The 19,999-nt window shown below is 32.4% G+C and carries 7 protein-coding genes; 4 read left to right on the forward strand and 3 right to left on the reverse strand.

Annotation, left to right across the window (positions count from 1 at the left end):
- Positions 1-254 precede the first annotated feature (254 nt).
- From AC0L3M_RS06410 to AC0L3M_RS06425, 4 genes are all read left to right on the forward strand, one after another.
- Positions 255-770 carry a GNAT family N-acetyltransferase gene (locus AC0L3M_RS06410; protein WP_473432255.1) on the forward strand — a complete coding sequence of 172 codons (516 nt, stop codon included), beginning with the start codon at positions 255-257 and terminating at the stop codon, positions 768-770.
- Positions 771-1,655: 885 nt separating this feature from the next.
- Positions 1,656-6,335, forward strand: a complete 4,680-nt coding sequence (locus AC0L3M_RS06415) for a M14 family zinc carboxypeptidase (RefSeq protein WP_473432256.1) — start codon at positions 1,656-1,658, stop codon at positions 6,333-6,335.
- A gap of 178 nt (positions 6,336-6,513) precedes the next feature.
- Positions 6,514-11,166, forward strand: a complete 4,653-nt coding sequence (locus AC0L3M_RS06420; protein ID WP_473432257.1) for a DUF8202 domain-containing protein — start codon at positions 6,514-6,516, stop codon at positions 11,164-11,166.
- Positions 11,167-11,410: 244 nt separating this feature from the next.
- A complete protein-coding gene (locus AC0L3M_RS06425) occupies positions 11,411-16,780 on the forward strand; it encodes a DUF8202 domain-containing protein (RefSeq protein ID WP_473432258.1) in 5,370 nt (1,789 codons plus the stop codon).
- A gap of 259 nt (positions 16,781-17,039) precedes the next feature.
- Here the strand turns inward: AC0L3M_RS06425 and hisS are convergent, their stop codons facing one another.
- The 3 genes from hisS to AC0L3M_RS06440 form a co-directional block, all read right to left on the reverse strand.
- Positions 17,040-18,410: a histidine--tRNA ligase gene (hisS, locus tag AC0L3M_RS06430; protein ID WP_292946667.1), complete on the reverse strand. Its 1,371-nt coding sequence runs from the start codon at positions 18,408-18,410 to the stop codon at positions 17,040-17,042.
- 119 nt (positions 18,411-18,529) lie between these two features.
- Entirely contained in the window at positions 18,530-18,997 is a 468-nt protein-coding gene (locus AC0L3M_RS06435; RefSeq protein ID WP_292946664.1) for a DUF6495 family protein, read from the reverse strand.
- A 5-nt stretch (positions 18,998-19,002) separates the two neighbouring features.
- Positions 19,003-19,941 (reverse strand): glycerophosphodiester phosphodiesterase family protein, encoded by a 939-nt coding sequence (locus AC0L3M_RS06440; RefSeq protein WP_473432259.1) that lies wholly within the window; start codon positions 19,939-19,941, stop codon positions 19,003-19,005.
- Positions 19,942-19,999: the final 58 nt, after the last annotated feature.

Consider the following 19,999-nt stretch of genomic DNA (forward strand, 5'->3'; position numbering starts at 1 on the left):
CCAACAGTATTTTTTAGCTACTATTTTGTGTAATGCAGAAACCATGTTTGATGCACTTAATGGTCTTTCAGTAAAAAAGGACAATAGTCTCTATTAAAAATACAAATCTAGTAAAGACAGCTTTCAATTAATTTATATTAAAATAATTTACCTTAATACATTAATTCTAAATTAATATTTTAACGTACATAATACATAAACACCTAATTTTACAAAAAAAATAATACACACTTCCGCTTAGTAATTTAAGAGCAATGATTAAAATTATAAAGGCAACTTCTGAAGATTCAGATACAATTGCAAAATTAGGACAACAAACCTTTAGAGAGTCTCATGGTAATAGTGCGCCAAAAGAAGATATTGATCGTTTTATTTTAAACACCTACAATACAGACACTATTTTTAAAGAGTTTGAAAACAAAAAGGCGTTATACCATCTACTGTACTACGATAACCAATTGGCTGGATTTTCTAAAATCCAACTAGAAACGCCTAACACCAATATTATCAACCAAAACATCTCCAAATTAGACAGAATTTACCTCCTAGAGGCGTTTCAAGGTAAACAATTAGGCGTTAAATTGTTGGATTTTAATATTGCACTATCTAAACAACATAATCAAAATGGTTTGTGGCTAGTCGTATGGGTAGAAAACAAAAAAGCCATTCAGTTTTATAATAAAATGGGCTTTAAAATTGCTGGTGCTTTTGATTTTAATATTTCAAAAACACATAGTAATCCTAATCACGTTATGTTGTTAGAGTATTAATTATATTTTTTAAACTATATCCATAGAGTGTTTACAATCGTAAAACACATTTTTTAAGCTAAAAACGCAAACCACTAACAATAAAGGACTAATAGTCTATACGTATTTACATGATAGTTATTCTTAGAGCTGTAGATTAAGACTCATTAATTAAGTGTGCTCACCTACTTAAATACACTTAAAATGAAGACACTACTAAAAATACTGAGATTTCAAACATTTAATTTATTGTAATAGAAGAACAAATTATAGATCATAAGGCAAATGTGTCTTATATAATATGTTAACCTAAAAGATCACGACTTAAATAAAGGAACATAATTCTCTTTGATTTGGTGTTTGAAATAGTGAAGACAACAGGGATTTATAATTATTAATTCTATTTTAATATTAATACCGTTTTCCATAGTTAATGCATCTTATTAAATTATTGTTATACACTTACGCTACAAAAATTGAGGTATTTAGCAACAAATAAACTAACGGTATTCCGTGAAATTATAAATTAATCATGCTAAAACTTGTTAATTAAACAAAAAAACAAGGTAATTGGACGACTAATTTTAGCATTAAATTCAATTGAAAAAAAGACAATAAAAAGTAAAGAAACCTCTTACTTTTTACCTAAAAATTAGAATAATTTTATGATTTCAGAGCAGCTAATTATAATATTTAGTTAATAAAAAGTGTATTTTATCGAAGATTTTTACAAAAAATTACACTTTATCGATAAAAAAAGCATTTTGTAAATTACACATTTTCAACTAATTAGACTAAAAAGATGCATTTTGTCGTGTTTTTATGCATTTAAAAGAAGATTTTCGTAATATTTTTCCTAGTTTAGCGGTCTAATTATAAAATCCTTTATACCTCAAACCAACAACAATGAATAAAATTACATTACTTATTCTTATTACACTTACTTGTACGTTTTCTTTTTCACAAGAAAAACATTCTAGAATTAAAATCACAAATCCAGACGCTGCTACAAAACGTATTATTGCAACTGGAGGTATTGATTTAAATTGTGGAGCATCTCATGATCATGATAATTTAACTTTAGAGTTAGCAGATACTGAACTTGAAATATTATCTGAAAACAATATACAGTTTGAAGTCGTGATAGATGACTTAACAAAATTTTATGCGGATAGAATTAAAAATGACATTAATACTACAACCAGTAAACAAACTTATAACAGTAATGCATCACAAGGTCAATTAAGAGCTTCTGTATCTAATATTATTAAAGACAATATTATACAATATACAGGGTGTGACGAATTTAATTGGGTAGAACCAACTAATTTTCATTTTGGATCAATGGGAAATTGCTTAACAATAAGCGAAGTCTTAACCGAACTGGATAATATGAATTCCTATGATGCTACAAATAACTTAAATATAGTATCTGCTAGACAAGATGCGTCATCTAATAATAAAAAAACTTGGGGTAATCCACAAAATACAATTACCAACAACGGATTAACGTATTCTGGTCAAGGTACATCTAGATGGAACCCACAAACCATTAACTATATACGTATTACAGGTAACGAAAGCGCTACTGCTGAAGGTACAAAACCACAAATATTATTTACTTCTATGATACACTCTAGAGAGGTAAGTGCTTTAATGAATAACATATATTTTATGTGGTATTTGATTGAAAACTATAATACAAACGACGCGATTAAAGAGTTAGTTGATAATAACGAGTTATATTTTGTACCAGTAGTTAATCCTGACGGTTTACGTTGGAATCAACATTTAAGTCCAGGAGGAGGTGGAATGCAGCGTAAAAACTTAAGACCAAATACTGGAAGCACATCTAATTCGACTGCATTAAGAGGTGTAGATTTAAACCGAAACTTTGACTACTATTGGGATTACAACGATGTTGGATCTTCTGGATCTCCTACAAGTAATTTATATAGAGGTCCATCTGCTGCTTCTGAACCAGAGACACAAATTATGGTAGATTTTATTACTAACCGTAATTTTAAAACAGGTGTTTGGAATCACTCTTATGCTAATTCTGTTCCGCATCCATATGGTGGTGTACCAACTTTAAGTTCTGGTAGAGAAAATGAATTTTATAAATGGCATGAAGAAATGACTAGGTATAATAGATACCTTTATGGAGCAACTATTTTTTATGAATCTAATGGTTTACCAGATGATTGGATGATGGGTGGAGCTAACGATAATAATGGAAAAAATGGTTCTGGTCAAGCTATTTTAGCAACAACGCCTGAACATGGTGCAAACAGTTCTGGATTTTGGCCTAATAATGCAAACGTAAGATTAAATGCTGTAAACTCCATGCGTATTTCCTTAGCGACTGCGTATTATGGAGGTAAATATGCTAAGCTACACGATTTAACACAAAGTACAATTAACAATGCTATTGGTGATGATATTGTATTAGGTATTGAACGTATTGGACAAACAGCAAGTGATTTTACTGTAACTGTAACACCAATATCTTCTAACATTTCAAGTATAGCTTCTCCAGTAACAGAAGTAGGCATATCTGTACTAGAACAAAGAAATGTTAGTTTTTCTTTAAATTTAAATACTGGAATTTCTCCAAACGAAAAAATTGTCTACAACGTCGCGTTATCAAACGATAATGGAGTTATCTATGAAGCTGAATACACAAAATACTATCAACCTACGATATTGTTTCAAAACAGTCCTGATACAGACGGATTAAATGGTTGGACACAATCTGGAAGTTGGTCTATTACATCAAACTCTTATGATGGTAGTAGTGCAATAAGCACAGGGTCTTATCAGGCAAATGCTTCAAAATCTTTGACAACAACTAATAGCTTTGATTTTACAAATTCTAATGAAGTAATAATTCAGTTTTATTCAAAATGGGATATTGAAAGAAATTATGACTTTGCAGAAGTTTTAGCTTCACCAGATGGTGGATCAAATTGGATTTCGCTTTGCGGAAATTACACAAAACCCAACGCAACTAGTAACACAACTAGTCATGACAATAAAAGTAGTACTTATGCTAATTATCAAGCTAATAGTTCTGGACAGATATATGATGGTGACCGAATGGATAATTGGGTTATGGAAGAGTTTTCTATTGACAGTGATTATGCTTCAATTTTAAATTCTGACAATGTAAAAATCAGATTTAACTTCAGGACTGACGCATTAAATGTTAATGAAAACTACTCTACAACTAATGATGGTTTTTTTATTGATGACTTTAAAATTATAGGCATCACTTATGCATGTGAACCTAATGTACCTAACAACGTAACTGTAACAAATATTACAACAGCTACTGCAGAAGTAAATTGGGATGAAGGCGTGTTAGCAACTTACGATTTACGTTACAGAGAAACAGGTTCTGGATCTGCTGGATGGACAACCATTACAGATATTGCTACAAATACGTATACTATTTATGGCTTAGATGAGGCTACAGATTATGATGTTAGAGTAAGAACAAAGTGTACTTCTAGTAATTCTAGTTACAGTGCAATAACTAATTTTACAACAACTACATCAGCGCCTTGTACAGGAACAGCAATTGCGACCTTCCCCTATTTTGAAAGTTTTGAGAATACATTAGGTGCTTGGACAGATCAAACCTCACCTACTGACGATTTTAATTGGACAATTAAACAACAAGAAGCAGATGGTAATTCTACACCATCAACAGGCACAGGACCTTCTGTAGCATCAGATGGTACTTACTTTATTTATATTGAAGCATCAGACCCTAACTTTCCTAGCAAAACAGCTAGTTTATTAAGTCCATGTATTGATTTTTCTGATAGAGAAAATGCATCTTTCAATTTTGATTACCACATGTTTGGAGACTTTATTGGCGTATTAACAGTAGATGTAAGTACAGATAATGGTGCAAACTATGTTACTTTAAGTGATTATACACTTTCTGGAAGTCAACAAGCTAGCCATACAGAGGCTTGGAAAACTCAAACTGTTGATTTATCATCTTTTGATGGTCAAGTTATTAAGTTAAGATTAAGTGCTACAACTAGCTCTAACGCAGTTGATGGATGGTCTGGAGACATTGCAATTGATAAATTAGGTATTACCTCTGATATAGCGACTTCTGCTCCACCTGTGGCTAATTGTCAAAATATAAATGTGCAATTGGACGCTACCGGAAACGCATCAATAACAACATCTCAAATAGATAATGGATCAACAGACGATGTTGCCATTACAAACTATAGTATTGATATAGATACGTTTGATTGTTCTAATGTTGGTACGCCTATTACAGTAACATTAACTGTGGAAGATGCAGATGGTCAAACTGATACTTGTACAGCGACTATAACTGTATTAGATCAAATTAAGCCTGTATTTGCCAGTGTACCAGAAAATATTGCATTGACTTGTGGTGCTAATAATCCAACTTGGACAGATCCAACAGTTACGGATAATTGTGATAATTCATTAACAGCTAATAGAACAGATACTACTGGATTAAATAGTGGAGATACTTTTCCTAACGGAATAACAACAATTAGTTACAACGTGACTGATAGTTCTGGTAATACAGAAACAGCTTCTTTTACTGTAAATATTGTTGAAGATTTAACTAATCCTGTTGCCATAACACAAAATATAAATGTGCAATTAGATCAAGACGGAAATGCAACCATTACTCCTGCTGATGTTAATAATGGATCAACAGATAATTGTGCAATTGCATCTTACAGTCTATCACAAACCAGTTTTGATTGCTCTAATATTGGGGAAAACACAGTCACACTTACCGTTACAGACACAAATGCTAATATAGATACAGCAACTGCAACCGTTACTATATTACAACAAGATGCTCCAACAACTGCTTGTTATGAAACAGCAACTTACAACTCTAGTACTTGTACTTGGGTTGTAACAGGAACACCTCCAGAACCTGTAATTACCAATGTTGCTATTTGCTCAAACGAAACCTACACATGGTCAGTAAACAGTGTAACATATAATGGTGCAGATGGAGATACATCTGTTACAGTAACTGGTTCTGGATGTGATGCAGATCAAACTTTAAACATCACTGTAACAACTGCTACTAACACATACTATGCAGATAATGATGCAGATGGTTTTGGAGACGCTAGTAATTCAATATTAACATGTACGCAGCCTATTGGTTATGTAACGGATAGCACAGATTGTGATGATACTAATGACACTGTATATCCTGGAGCAACCGAAATCCCACAAAACGGAATTGATGAGGACTGCAATGGATCTGACGAAACCGAGACTTTAGGAGTTACTGAATTTGAAAATGAGAACATTGTTATTAGTCCAAACCCTTTTAATGCTTTTATAGACATTAAACTACCAATACGCTTAAATAACGACACCATATCTGTTTCAATATTTGATTTAAATGGTAGAGTGATATACAATAAAGTAACGCAACCTATTAATGGAAAGATTAGACTAAATCAGTTAGAAAGCTTAGAACAAGCACCTTACTTTTTACGTATTTCAGATTCTAAAAACACATTTGTTCAAACTCAAAAACTAATTAAATTTTAACCAACAACAACCTACAAGCAAGCAATAAATAGCCTGAAAACGGTCTAAAGCAAGAAACTATCCATTTGTCGACAGTTAATTGCATTCAAACTAAAGTCAACCTATTTAGTGCTTGCTTAAATTTAATTTTACATCATATTAACAAAAAAAGATTCCCCTCAAATCGACCTTTTAAACTATGAAAAACATTACCCTCAACAAAACCCTACTAATTCTTTTAGCATTATTAAGTATTGCTAATAACTATTCTGCAATTGGTCAAACCGAAACGACTTTAGGATTTTATGATTTTGAATCTGGAACTCAAGGTTGGACACAGTCCTCCCAAGCCTACAGAGCAACAAATACCTTTTATGCTTACGAAGGAAATACCAGTTTTTGGTTAAGAGATAATTTAGGTGACAACTCCTCAATGACTTCTCCATATTTTTATGTTGGAGCTTACGACAAAATTGACTTTAAATTTTTCTTTACTACCTATAGTATGGAAAATGGCGAAGACTTTTTTATAGAATACAGCTCAGGAGGTTTCTTTGGAGGTGGTAGTTGGCAAACCGTTGCACGATTTGTTAGTGGTAGTGTTGCTAATAAAAATGGTGACTTTCAATCAGGTAACTCGACTATTTTTTATAGTAAAACAGCAACCTTAATGGCTACTGATTTTAACTTTCCTTTATTAGGAACAGGTAGATTTAGAATAAGATGTGATGCAAGTGACACTAATGATTATTTAATGATAGATAACATTACAATTACTGGTACAACATTTAATACACCAACTACTGGACCTGGAGGTGTTGTAAGTAATTTAGACTTATGGCTAAAAGCAGATCAGTTAGATGGTTCTAATTATGGTTTAGATGGTGCTAACGTTAGTAAATGGGTAGATAACGGAAAAGGGAACAATGCAGAAGTTGTAGTTGCAGGACAAGAACCAGTGTACAGAGACAATAGCTCTAAAAATTTAAATTTTAACCCTGTTATCGAGTTTGAAAATAACAATAATTCGTCTCAATCTGATATGACCTATATAAATAATAGAGACGAATTAAAAGGAACTGGAGGTTTTAGTACTAATGATGTTTTTGTAGTCTTAATACCAGATCCAGAAATTACAACTTCAATGATACCTTTGGATACTTTTACTGGATCGGATCCATTAACAGATAGTTTTACTGAGGATGTTACAGGTTTTGGATATGGATCTTATACAGCAAGGGTTGTTAATGAGCGTCTTTCATATTGTATTGGTACGACTAGTGAAACGCCATCAAACCCAACCGAAAATGGTTACGGAATAGCTGATACAAATTCAGGGACAGATTACAATCAAATTCAAATAGTTAACGTTAGACAGAATGCAGCTAATAGTAACATGGAATTATATTTTAATGCCAAACAAGTTGGTAATCAAACTAATGACATATCTAGATATGCAACAATTAATAATGGTAGATATTGGTTAGGAAGAAGTCAATATTGGAACGGAAGTTTTGATGGTAGAATTGCTGAGGTTATTACTTACAATTCAAGAAAATCTGATAACAACCTTACACAAGAACGTAATAGAATACAGTCCTATTTAGGTATAAAATATGGAATCACATTAGGTGTTAACGGAATCTCTCAGGATTATGTGGATAGCCAAGGAAATGTAATTTGGGATCAATCTGCAAATAATGGATACAACTATGATATTGCTGGTATTGGACGTGATGATAGTGCTGAGTTAGACCAGAGACAATCAAAAAGTGTAAACTCGGAATTAGATGCTACAGGAGAAACTAGAGGATTAATTACTATGGGCTTAACTGACATTTACGACACAAATAGTATAAATAAAGCGTCAAATCCTGTATCATTAAATAATCGTGAATACTTAACATGGGGAAACAATAATGCAGATTTAGATGCAGCTCCAGAAGTAATAAGTGTAGACATGAGTAGTGGTATACCAGGTTTATCAACTTTAGTAAGCTTTTTAGGTATGCAACGTACTTGGAAAGTAGTAGAAAATGGTGGAGATATTGGTAAGGTAAAAGTTTCCATTCCGCAAAACGCGATTAGAAACATTTCTCCTCCAGGTAGTTACTACATGTTTATATCAGACACTCCAGTTTTTGACCCAACTGCAGATTACAGATTAATGACCATAAATGGTACAAACTTAGAAACTACATACGATTTTGATGGTACTAAATACATAACATTTGGATACGCATCACAAGTAGAAGTTATTAGATCTGTATATTTTAATGGTGCCAGTAACTATATTGACATGGAAGATAATTTGGATTTAAACCCATCTGCTTTTACAGTTTCTGCTTGGATAAAAAGAGATGCTGCAGATTCCGGAACTAAATCAATATTATCTAAACGTAATAGTGTTTTTAATGCAGGATATGATTTTCAGATTTTAAATAACAATCGTATAAGAATAGAATGGCAAAATGGTAGTAGACAGCGACTAACAAGTGCAACAAGAATTCCTGATAACGAATGGCATCATGTTGCAGCAATATATAATGGATCTAATGTAAAAATTTATATAGATGGTGTATTAGATAGATCTGCAAACAGGTCTGCTCCTATTGATACTGACGAGTCATTTTTAATTGCTGCTGCTTCAAAAACATCTACGGATCAATTTTTTAGAGGAAATATTGATGAAATTAGAGTTTGGAGTACTAATCTAAGCGAAGGACAATTGCGCTATTTAATGAACCAAGAAATTGAAGAAAACGGTTCGTTTACAAGCGGAAAAATAGTACCTAATACAATAACAAATAATGAGGTAGCTTCATTACCATGGAGTAATTTAAAAGGATATTATCCAATGTCAATTTATACCTATACTAATACTAACGACGCTTCAGGGAATAATATCCAAGGGGCTTTAAAAAACTTAAATACTGTTGATTTCCAAACAGCACCTTTACCATACACTACTACTACATCTGGTGATTGGGCAAATAATAACACATGGACTAATGGTAATACGCATTACATTCCTGGATCTACATCAATAGTAGATGCTGATGTTACTGTAGATTGGAATATTGTTGAAATAAGTCATGACATAACTTTAAACAACAGCAACCTACCAGCTAATAACAATGATAACAGAACGGTTTTAAGTTTAAATGTTATTAATAACACATTATCTGTAAATGGTGATAACGATTTAAATACAGGTAACGGAATAACAGTTTCTCACTATTTAAAATTAGACGGAAAAATAGATTTACAAGGTGAGTCGCAATTAATTCAATCTTTAAATAGTGATTTAGATCCATCAAGTACAGGATCGATAGAACGTGACCAACAAGGGACTAAAGATTTATTTACTTACAACTTCTGGTCTTCTCCAGTTGGTGTAACAAATAATAGTACTAATAACAATGCATATACTTTACCTCAGGTATTTAAAGATGGTACTGACCCTAATAATCCGGTTGATATAAACTTTATAACAAATAGTTATAATGGTACTTCAGGATCACCAATCGGTATTGCAGATTATTGGATATGGAAATATTCTAACCAATCTGGAGCTTATGCAGACTGGCAACATGTTAGAAGCACTGGATCACTTTTAACAGGAGAAGGGTTTACTTTAAAAGGAGTTACAAATACTGGTAATGATTTGTCACAAGAACAAAACTATGTTTTTAACGGAAAACCAAACAATGGAGATATTAACCTACCTATTACTGCAGGAAACGAATATTTAGTTGGTAATCCATATGCATCAGCACTAGATGCGCACCAATTTATAATGGACAATGCGCCAACAATAGAAGGTGCTGGTAGTACAACCGGAACATTATACTTCTGGGAACATTGGGGAGGAGGATCTCACAATTTGGCAGATTACCAAGGTGGTTACGCTACTTATAATTTATCAGGATCTACTCCTGCTGCAAGCTATGGTACCAATGATCCATTAGTCGCTACAGGTGGTACACCTGTTAAATTACCAGGTCGCTATATTCCAGTGTCTCAAGGATTTTTTGTAAAAAGTGAAAACTCGGGTAACATTAGATTTAATAATGGACAACGTATTTTTGAAAAAGAAGGAGCTTCTTCAGTATTTGTTAGGTCTACTTCTGATGCTGCAACAACATCTAATAGTTACAATGCAGATGACAGATTAAAAATTAGATTAGGCTTTAATTCTGTTAACACTGTACACAGACAATTATTAGTCACAGAAGATACTAATGCTTCTACTGGATATGATTGGGGTTATGATGGTGAAGCCAAAACAGAGCAAATGGACGATATGTATTGGATGATTAGCGATAATAAATATACAATACAAGGTACTAATGTTATTGATTACGCAACTATTTTACCTCTAGGAATTCATGTTGATACTGATGGAATAAACACCATAACAATTGATGCTTTAGAAAATGTTCCAGATGACTTAGAAATTTATATCTATGACAACGTTACAAATACTTACCATGATCTTAGACAAAACGACGTCTCTTTAGACTTAGTAACAGGAGTGTATTTGGATAGATTTGATTTAAGGTTTAGTCAAGTATCTAACTCATTGTCTACAGAAGATTTTGAAATAGAAACTACAATCAATTATTACTATGCAAATGGGTCTAATACTATAGTAGTAAATAACCCTAAATTAGAAAATGTAAAAACAGTAAGTCTTTATAATATATTAGGACAAGAAATTGTTTCTTTTAATGATTTTGAATCTACAGATTTAATCGAATTAAAAACGAACAAAATAAGCACTGGTACTTACGTTTTAGAAGTAATTACAGAAAATGGTAAATTATCTAAAAAAGTTTTAATCGAATAATATAGCCCAAATCTACTTTTTTCTTATTAACTAAAAAACCAAGACATGATGTCTTGGTTTTTTTTATTTCACCTTAATATAAAAACATAATACTTTACACCCTTTTTTATGCTTTTAAACCCATAAATGATTCAAAAAAATCTTCAAAAGTGCATTTCATCGAAAATATTTGTATTTTACCTAATAAAGCAATAGTTTTACCTCGAATTTTGAATTAGTCCCCAAACTAAACACATTCCTGCTTATGACAACCTTTACTTTTAAAGCTTTATTAGCTAACTTATTCAGTAAGAAACACATATTACTGATAAGTCTATTTACTTTATGTAATACGTTTGCTCAGACGTCTATTGTACAAGTCTCTGTAAATTGGCCAAGTTGGTCCTCGGAAAACAGAGTTGAAATTTATAATCCTGGAGGCGCTTTATTAGCTACTATTGATAATGGATATAACGGTAGTGCTAATAACTCATACAGCACTACATTAGATTTAGGCTGTATAGCAGATGGTATTAATTATTACGCAGTACTTTATGATACTTATAATGATGGTTGGAATGGAACGACATCTAATATAACCATTACATCTAGTGGTACCACTGTATTAACAAACTCAGGTAATGGAGCAACACCAGGAGGTGTTACTCAATTTTTTAATGTATCTGGAGGTTGTGCAACTAGTTGCTCTTCTATAGTAAGTAGTTTTCCTTATAACGAAGGGTTTGAATCTGGTTTAGGAAGTTGGACACAGGATACTAGTGAAAATTTAAATTGGACAAGAAACTCAAATGGGACACCTTCAAATAACACTGGACCTTCTAACGCTAATGGCGGAAATTGGTATTTATACACAGAAGCTACTAATAATACAAACCGAACAGCAAACTTATTAAGTCCATGTTTTGATTTAACAGGAGCGACTTCTGCTCAATTTTCATTTTACCATCATATGTATGGTGCTAACATGGGAACCCTAAATGTAGATTTAAGTACAAATGGTGGTACAACATACCCAGTTAATCTTTGGTCACAAAGTAATCAAGTACAAACCAATAATGGATCTCCATGGGTTTTAGTTACTATAAACTTGACCGCTTATGTTGGGCAATCTATTAATATAAGATTTTCTGGAAACACAGGAAATGATTACAGAAGTGATATGGCTATTGATGATATTTCATTAACTGCGGTTACTACGCCTCTACCTGAAATTAATATTACAGGAAATGGTACAACAATTAATAGTGGAGATAATACACCTAGTACAACAGATGACACAGATTTTGGGTCTATTAATGTTGCTTCTGGTAGTAATACAAATATGTTTATTATTAACAACGATGGTACACTACCTTTATCATTAACAGGTGGATTACCTTATGTTAGTATAACTGGAGCAAATGCTTCGGATTTTACCTTAGCTAGTATTCCAACTACTCCAATTGCCTCAGGAAGTAATACAACTTTTAGCATCACCTTTGATCCTTCTTCAAATGGATTAAGATCTGCAATAATTACTATTGCTAATGACGATTCCAATGAAAATCCTTATACTTTTTACGTTCAGGGTTATGGAAATACGCCATTAGCACAAGGTCCTGGAGGTGTAACATCTAATCTTGAAACGTGGTTAAAAGCAAATGATGGAGCAGGACTTACCGACAACCAACCTTTAACAACTTGGTATGATCAAGCTAATACTAATCATGCCACAGTAAACGTGGCTGGACAAGAACCTACGTACAGAGATCATCCTAGTTATAATGTTAACTTTAATGCTGTTGTAGGTTTTGATAGTTCTTACAGCTTAGCTCCTACAGATAATGACTACTCTTTTGACAATACCAATGGAGACTTTTTAAAGAGTGATTCTGGTTTTTATACTCAGGATATGTTTGCAGTTGTTTTACCTGATAACAACATTAACACCTCTTTTGGAAACATGGATATTTTCTGTGGTGACGAAGATTTAGCTACAGATACAGAAGACGTTACAGGTTTTGGATATGGTCGTTATTCGGCTAGATTTACTAATGAGGTTTTTGCCTATTGTGTTGGACCTACAACTAATTCGGCTCCATATACAGGTTATGGTGTCGCAGATAATAATACGACTACAAATTATAATAATGTTGGTATTTTAAATGCTAGAAACAATACTGCTGCAACTAGACAAGAGTTATTTTATAATGCTAATAATGTAGCAACAGTGCACAATGACGTTGCCGATTTTTCTAATGTTAATGATTCGCGTTATTGGATTGGAAGAAGCGAAGGTTATGAAGCTGCTACTAACGCTAGAATTGTAGAAATTATCTCTTTTTCTTCAAGAAAAAATGATGCTAACTTGTTAGACGAACGTAATAAAATCCAATCCTATTTAGCTATCAAATATGGTGTTACCTTAGGTATTAATGGTACGTCTCAGGATTATGTAGATTCCAATGGAAACGTAATTTGGGATGTGTCTGCAAATTCTGGTTTTAATTATGATATTGCAGGAATTGGACGTGATGATGATTCGGATTTAATCCAAAAACAATCTAAAAGCGTTAACAACCCTAGTATTGTAGCTATATCATTAACTAACACAGCTTTAACAAACAACTTAAACTCTAGCTCATTTAGTACTGATAAAGAGTTTTTAGTTTGGGGTAATGATGGTCAAAACACCAATACTTCTGGTGCTTCTGTTACAGTAAGCTTAGGACCTGCTACTATTACAACTATTACAGATGTAATGAACAGAAAATGGAAAATTGTAGAAACTGCTGGAGATGATATTGGAACGGTTGAGGTATCTGTATTTGATACTGATTTAACCGGATTACCACCTTTAACAGGAAATGACGCTTATGTTATGCTTGTATCAGATGATGCTGGTTTTACAACTAACTTACAAACGGTATTTTTAGACCCAAGTACTTTTAACGGTCAAGGCACTAGAGAAGGTACTTATGATTTTGATGGTACTAAATATTTTACTTTTGGTGTGGCACACGAAGAGGTTAAATCTAGACATTTAGGATTTGATGGTGTGGATAATTTTACTTTAGTAGGTAATAAAGTAGATTTAGCTGGTGACTTTACTGCTTCGGCTTGGGTAAAACCTGAAGGTTCTAACAACTTAGCTAGCGACAAAACAATAGTTGCAAAAAATAATGGTGTAGATGGTTACAAATTTTTCTTAACAGATAATAATACTGTAAGTTTTTCAATAGGAAACAATCCAACAGACCGAATAAATTCTATTACAACTTTACCAAACGATATTTGGCATCATGTAGCTGTAATTTACGATAACAACATTGCTAGTCTTTATATTGATGGAGTTTTAGATAATTCAAAAACCATTGTCAATCCAACGCCTAATGGTGCCGAGTTTGCTATTGGTGCAATTTATATTGACAAATTAAATATTTTAGACTTTTTTAAAGGAGATATTGACGAAATCAGAATTTGGGACCAAGCATTAACATTGACTCAATTACGATATGTCATGAATCAAGAATTGCAAAAAGCAGGCACTGTTGTAAATGGTGTTGTAGTCCCAAATGCAATAACTAAAAATGATATTGAAGTTGTTGACTGGTCTAATCTAGAGGCTTATTACAACATGAATTCTTATATTGGAACGCATCTTAACGATGTCTCTGGTAATGGTAACAGAGGTAGTCTAACAGACCCTAATCAATTTACTTTAGAGTACCAATCCTCTCCTTTACCTTATAACACTTCAAGTGATGGTAGTTGGGATAATAACAGTACTTGGGTTAATGGAGCCGAGTTATATATGCCTGGAACAGCTAGTATTGTTGATCCTAGTGTAACTATAGATTGGAATATTGTTAAAACCAACCATAATTTAACATTAGATAACAACACGCTTCCTTCTGGAAATAATCAAAACAGAACAGTTTTAGGTTTGTTTGTAGAAAGTAATAAACTAACTGCCAATGGTGACACCAGTTTAAATCAAGGTAACGGTTTGACTATTACACACTATTTAAAATTAGATGGTAAAATAGATTTAGAAGGCGAATCACAATTAATCCAAACATTAAATAGTGATCTAGATGTTACAAGTTCAGGAACATTAGAGCGTGACCAACAAGGTACTCAGGATTTATACACCTATAACTATTGGTCGTCGCCTGTTGGAACTAGTAATGCAACTACAAATAATAACAGCTACACATTACCAACAATTTATAAAGATGGTACCAATCCTGCTGCTCCAACTAATATCAACTTTATTACTAATAGTTATAATGGTACTTCTGGAACACCAATTGGTATTGCAGATTATTGGATATGGAAATACGCTAACCAATCTGGTGCTTATGCTGATTGGCAACATGTAAGAAGTACAGGATCTTTACAAATTGGTGAAGGCTTTACAATGAAAGGTGTTACAAACACAAGCGGAAATGTAGCTTTAGAACAAAATTATGTGTTACAAGGAAAACCAAATAATGGTGATATAACTTTACCTATAACTGCTTCAAACGAATATTTAATTGGTAATCCATATGCATCTGCAATAGATGCTCATCAATTTATTATGGATAATGCACCAACAATATTAGGAGCAGGAGGAACGACTGGTACATTATATTTTTGGGAACATTGGGGAGGAGGCTCTCATAATCTAGCAGATTATCAAGGTGGATATGCAACCTATAATTTATCAGGTGCAACTCCTGCTGCAAGTTATGGTACTAATGATCCTATGGTAGCAACAGGTGGTACACCTTCTAAACTTCCAGGTCGCTATATTCCGGTTGCACAAGGATTTTTTGTAAAAAGTGAAAATACAGGTACACTAAGATTTACTAATAACCAACGTGTTTTTGAAAAAGAAGGATCATCATCTGTGTTTGTAAGAATGTCTGCTGAAAATTCTGTCGCAGATAACTATAATTCTGACTCTAGATTAAAAATTAGGTTAGGTTTAAATTCTGTTAACGGAATACACAGACAATTATTAGTTACTCAAGACAGTCATGCTACTCCAGGATATGATTGGGCTTATGATGGAGAGAAAAAAGATGCTCAAATGGATGACATGTGTTGGACTATTGATAACAAAGACTACATTATACAAGGTACAAACGTCATAGATCAAAATACAGTGTTACCAATAAGTTTAATTACAAATACTGCTGGTGATAATACACTTACCCTAGACGCTTTAGAAAATGTACCAAATAGCTTAGACATCTATTTACACGATCTTGTAAATGCAACTTACCATGATTTAAGACAATCAGATTTTATAGTTAATTTACCTGCAGGAGAACATAATAACAGGTTTGAATTAGTATTTAGTATTCCACAAGACAGTTTAAGTGTAGATGATAATATTTTAGCAAACGACATAAACATTTATTACTCTAACAACCTTCAAAGTATAGTTATTAATAATCCTAAGTTAAACACTATTGCATCTGTTAATTTGTACAATATATTAGGTCAGCACATCACTAACTTTAAAGATATTAACACACAAGATTACATAGAATTAAATTCTGGCGAGTTAAGTAGTGGAAATTATATCATCAAATTAAAAACGAGCGAAGGTGAAATTTCAAAGAAAGTTTTAGTTGAATAAGTATTGCCCCAAATCATTTTATAATTCACTAAAAAGAAAAGCCGAAACATATGTTTCGGCTTTTTAATTTTATACTATTTAAGCATTTATAATAATGACTATTACCAGAATAAAAAGTACTGACAAAATATAATTATAAACACTGTTATTTAAATCTTTAAACTTAATTTTTCCTAGATAAAACAACCATCTTATAGTTTGACCTGAAAATCTAAGAACAAAATCGATAATTATGTCTAAAGAAAAATCCAAGAAACAATTATTTCAACTTAGTAATTAATACCTCTAAATTTACTTTATCCTGTTCCCCTGAAATCATATTTTTTAAAGTGAACTGATTATTTTTAAGTTCTTCCTCTCCTACTAAAACAACAAATGGTATGTTACGCTTATTGGCATAATTCATTTGCTTTTTCATTTTAGCACTATCAGGATACAACTCGGCATTTATATTATTTTCTCTTAAAGCTTTAATTGCTTTTAAGCTAAATAAGGATTCTTTATCACCAAAGTTAATAAACAATACTTCTGTAGATTTTGTAATAGTTTCTGGAAACAAACCTAATTCTTCTAAAACTAAATAAATACGATCTAATCCAAAACTAATACCTACTCCACTTACATTTTTAAGACCAAATATTCCTGTTAAATCGTCGTAACGACCTCCTCCACCAATAGATCCCATTGCTACACCTTCTGGTGCAGATACCTCAAAGATAGCTCCTGTGTAATAATTTAATCCTCTGGCTAAGGTTACATCTAACTGTAATTTAGCAGATTTTAAACCTAATGCAGTTATAGCCTCATTAATAAAACTTAACTCTTCTATTCCTTTTTGACCTTCTTCAGAGGTACTTAAAATAGATTTTAAACTCTCTATTTGTGATCCAAAATCACCTTTTAAAGTAAACAAAGGTTGAAGCTTAGCTATACCGTCTTCAGAAATACCTTTACCAAGCATTTCTTCCTTTACCTTATCCTCTCCTATTTTATCTAATTTATCTAAAGCAACGGTAAAATCGATTAACTTATCACTTGCTCCAATAACCTCAGCTATACCAGATAATATTTTACGATTGTTAATTTTAATTGTCGCACCTTCTAGCTTTAAAGCTGTAAAAACGTTGTCATACAACTGTACAAACTCTACTTCTTGCCATAAACTATCACTACCAACCACATCTGCATCACATTGATAAAACTCTCTAAAACGTCCTTTTTGTGGTCTATCTGCACGCCAAACAGGTTGCATTTGATAGCGTTTAAACGGAAATTCTATTTCGTTTTGGTGTTGCACTACGTATCTAGCAAATGGCACTGTTAAGTCGTAACGTAATGCTTTTTCTGAGATTTTTGGTGTTATTTTTCCTGAATCCTTTAAAGCATATAATGGCTCGTCCACTTTTGATAAAAAGTCACCACTATTCAAAATTTTAAAAATCAAACGATCACCTTCCTCTCCATATTTACCCATTAAGGTATCAGAGTTTTCAAAACTTGGCGTCTCTATTGGCTGAAATCCAAAACGTTGAAATTGTGATTTTATAGTACTAAATATATAGTTACGTTTTGCAACTTCTTCTGGATTAAAATCTCTTGTTCCTTTTGGTATACTTGGTTTTTGTGCCATATATATTCCTTTTATTAAAAGGGTTTTATTTGTGTTACTTTAACGTATTCTGTACTTATACAGAATAACAAAAATAGTGGTTTTAATTTATTTTTTAAACTACCGTTTTCAGGACTTGTTTAGTTAATTAACTTGTTCATGTACTCATACAATTCTCCTTTTGTAATAGCACTTCCTGATTGAATAAGCTTAAATTTATCTAAGTTTTTATCCTCAGAATAGTCTTTTTTACCTTGTGTAAAGGTTACTGTTTCGTCCATTAAATTTTCGCGTAACCAGTTAAAACCATCTGGTGTAGTTACATCTATTGGACCATCTATCTTGATACCTATGACGTGCATATGGTCGTCATTAAAAGTAAATAAATGTAAGTTATGTGCAGATATTTGCTCCACATACTTTACTTGGTTTAAGACACCTTCCCAAACTAAATCACTAAAAACATCTAGCTCCTGTTCTGCTACTTCTGGTTTATCCTTTTTTAAGGTTTCCCACTCGTCTGCTGTAATGGTCTGTGTTGCTAAAAAGTTTATAAACTCTTTATGTAATTCTTCAAATTGTTCTTTTGTAAGTCTAGAATACTTCATTTTTTCTATTTCTTAATATTTAACGCTTTAGCGACCTCAAAAGGTCTGTCTGTTGCAAAAACATCTATTCCTTTGTCTTTCCATATGGTATATGGTACTTCTCCTTTAGCTTGAGCTTGTTTGTCTAAGTTACCTAAAGTTCCTAAAATAGTTTTAATACCATGAGATTGTACTGTTTTATAAAAGTCATTTGGTGATAACTTAGTACCTGTAAAGGCTAACATATTTTGAGTTGGTATGCTTGAATGTAATAACCAATCTAATTCTTTTTGATTTCTGGCAGAAACAGATAGTAATAAATTAGGTGCTAATTTATGTGCTTCTATTGCTTGCTCCATATCATAAGTTATAATTATTGATACATCTTCTGCTTCTACTTGCTTTACTAATGCTACAATAGCATCAAAAGACACGCTTTTTTTCTTGTCTAAAGTTAACACAACATTGTTTTGTTTAGCCCATATTAAAACGTCTTTTAAAGCTGGAATTTTAAAAGTAGTCTCATTACCGTAATCATCTTGTAGATTAAAAGCCTGAAGCTCTTCAAATGTATATTTATTTAATCTATCTGTTCCAGTTGTTGTACGCTCTAGTGTATTATCATGCATTAATACTAATACGTTGTCTCTAGTTTGTGCGACATCAATTTCATAAATAGCAGGTATACTATCGTTAATATACTTTAAGGTTTCTAAACAGTTTTCTGGATAATATTTTAACCCTTTACCTCCTCTATGCACACTAATAATAACATCTTGGTCTGGTGTGTATTTAAAAGCGTTAATTAAAGCAGAAGGTTTTAATGTTGGTGTTGTTACTGCTGTTTCATTTACAACCGTTACCTCTTGCTTATTATTCTTGCACGATATAAAGCTAATTACAATTAGTAAAAAATATAGTGGCTTAATGGCTTGATTTCCGCGAAAGCGATTTAATAATTTCATTGAGTATTATTTTTTGTATTTTTTAGTGTAAAAAAATGCGCTCCTATAAAGGAGCGCA

The sequence above is a fragment of the Olleya sp. KJ81-1 genome, from assembly GCF_055808135.1.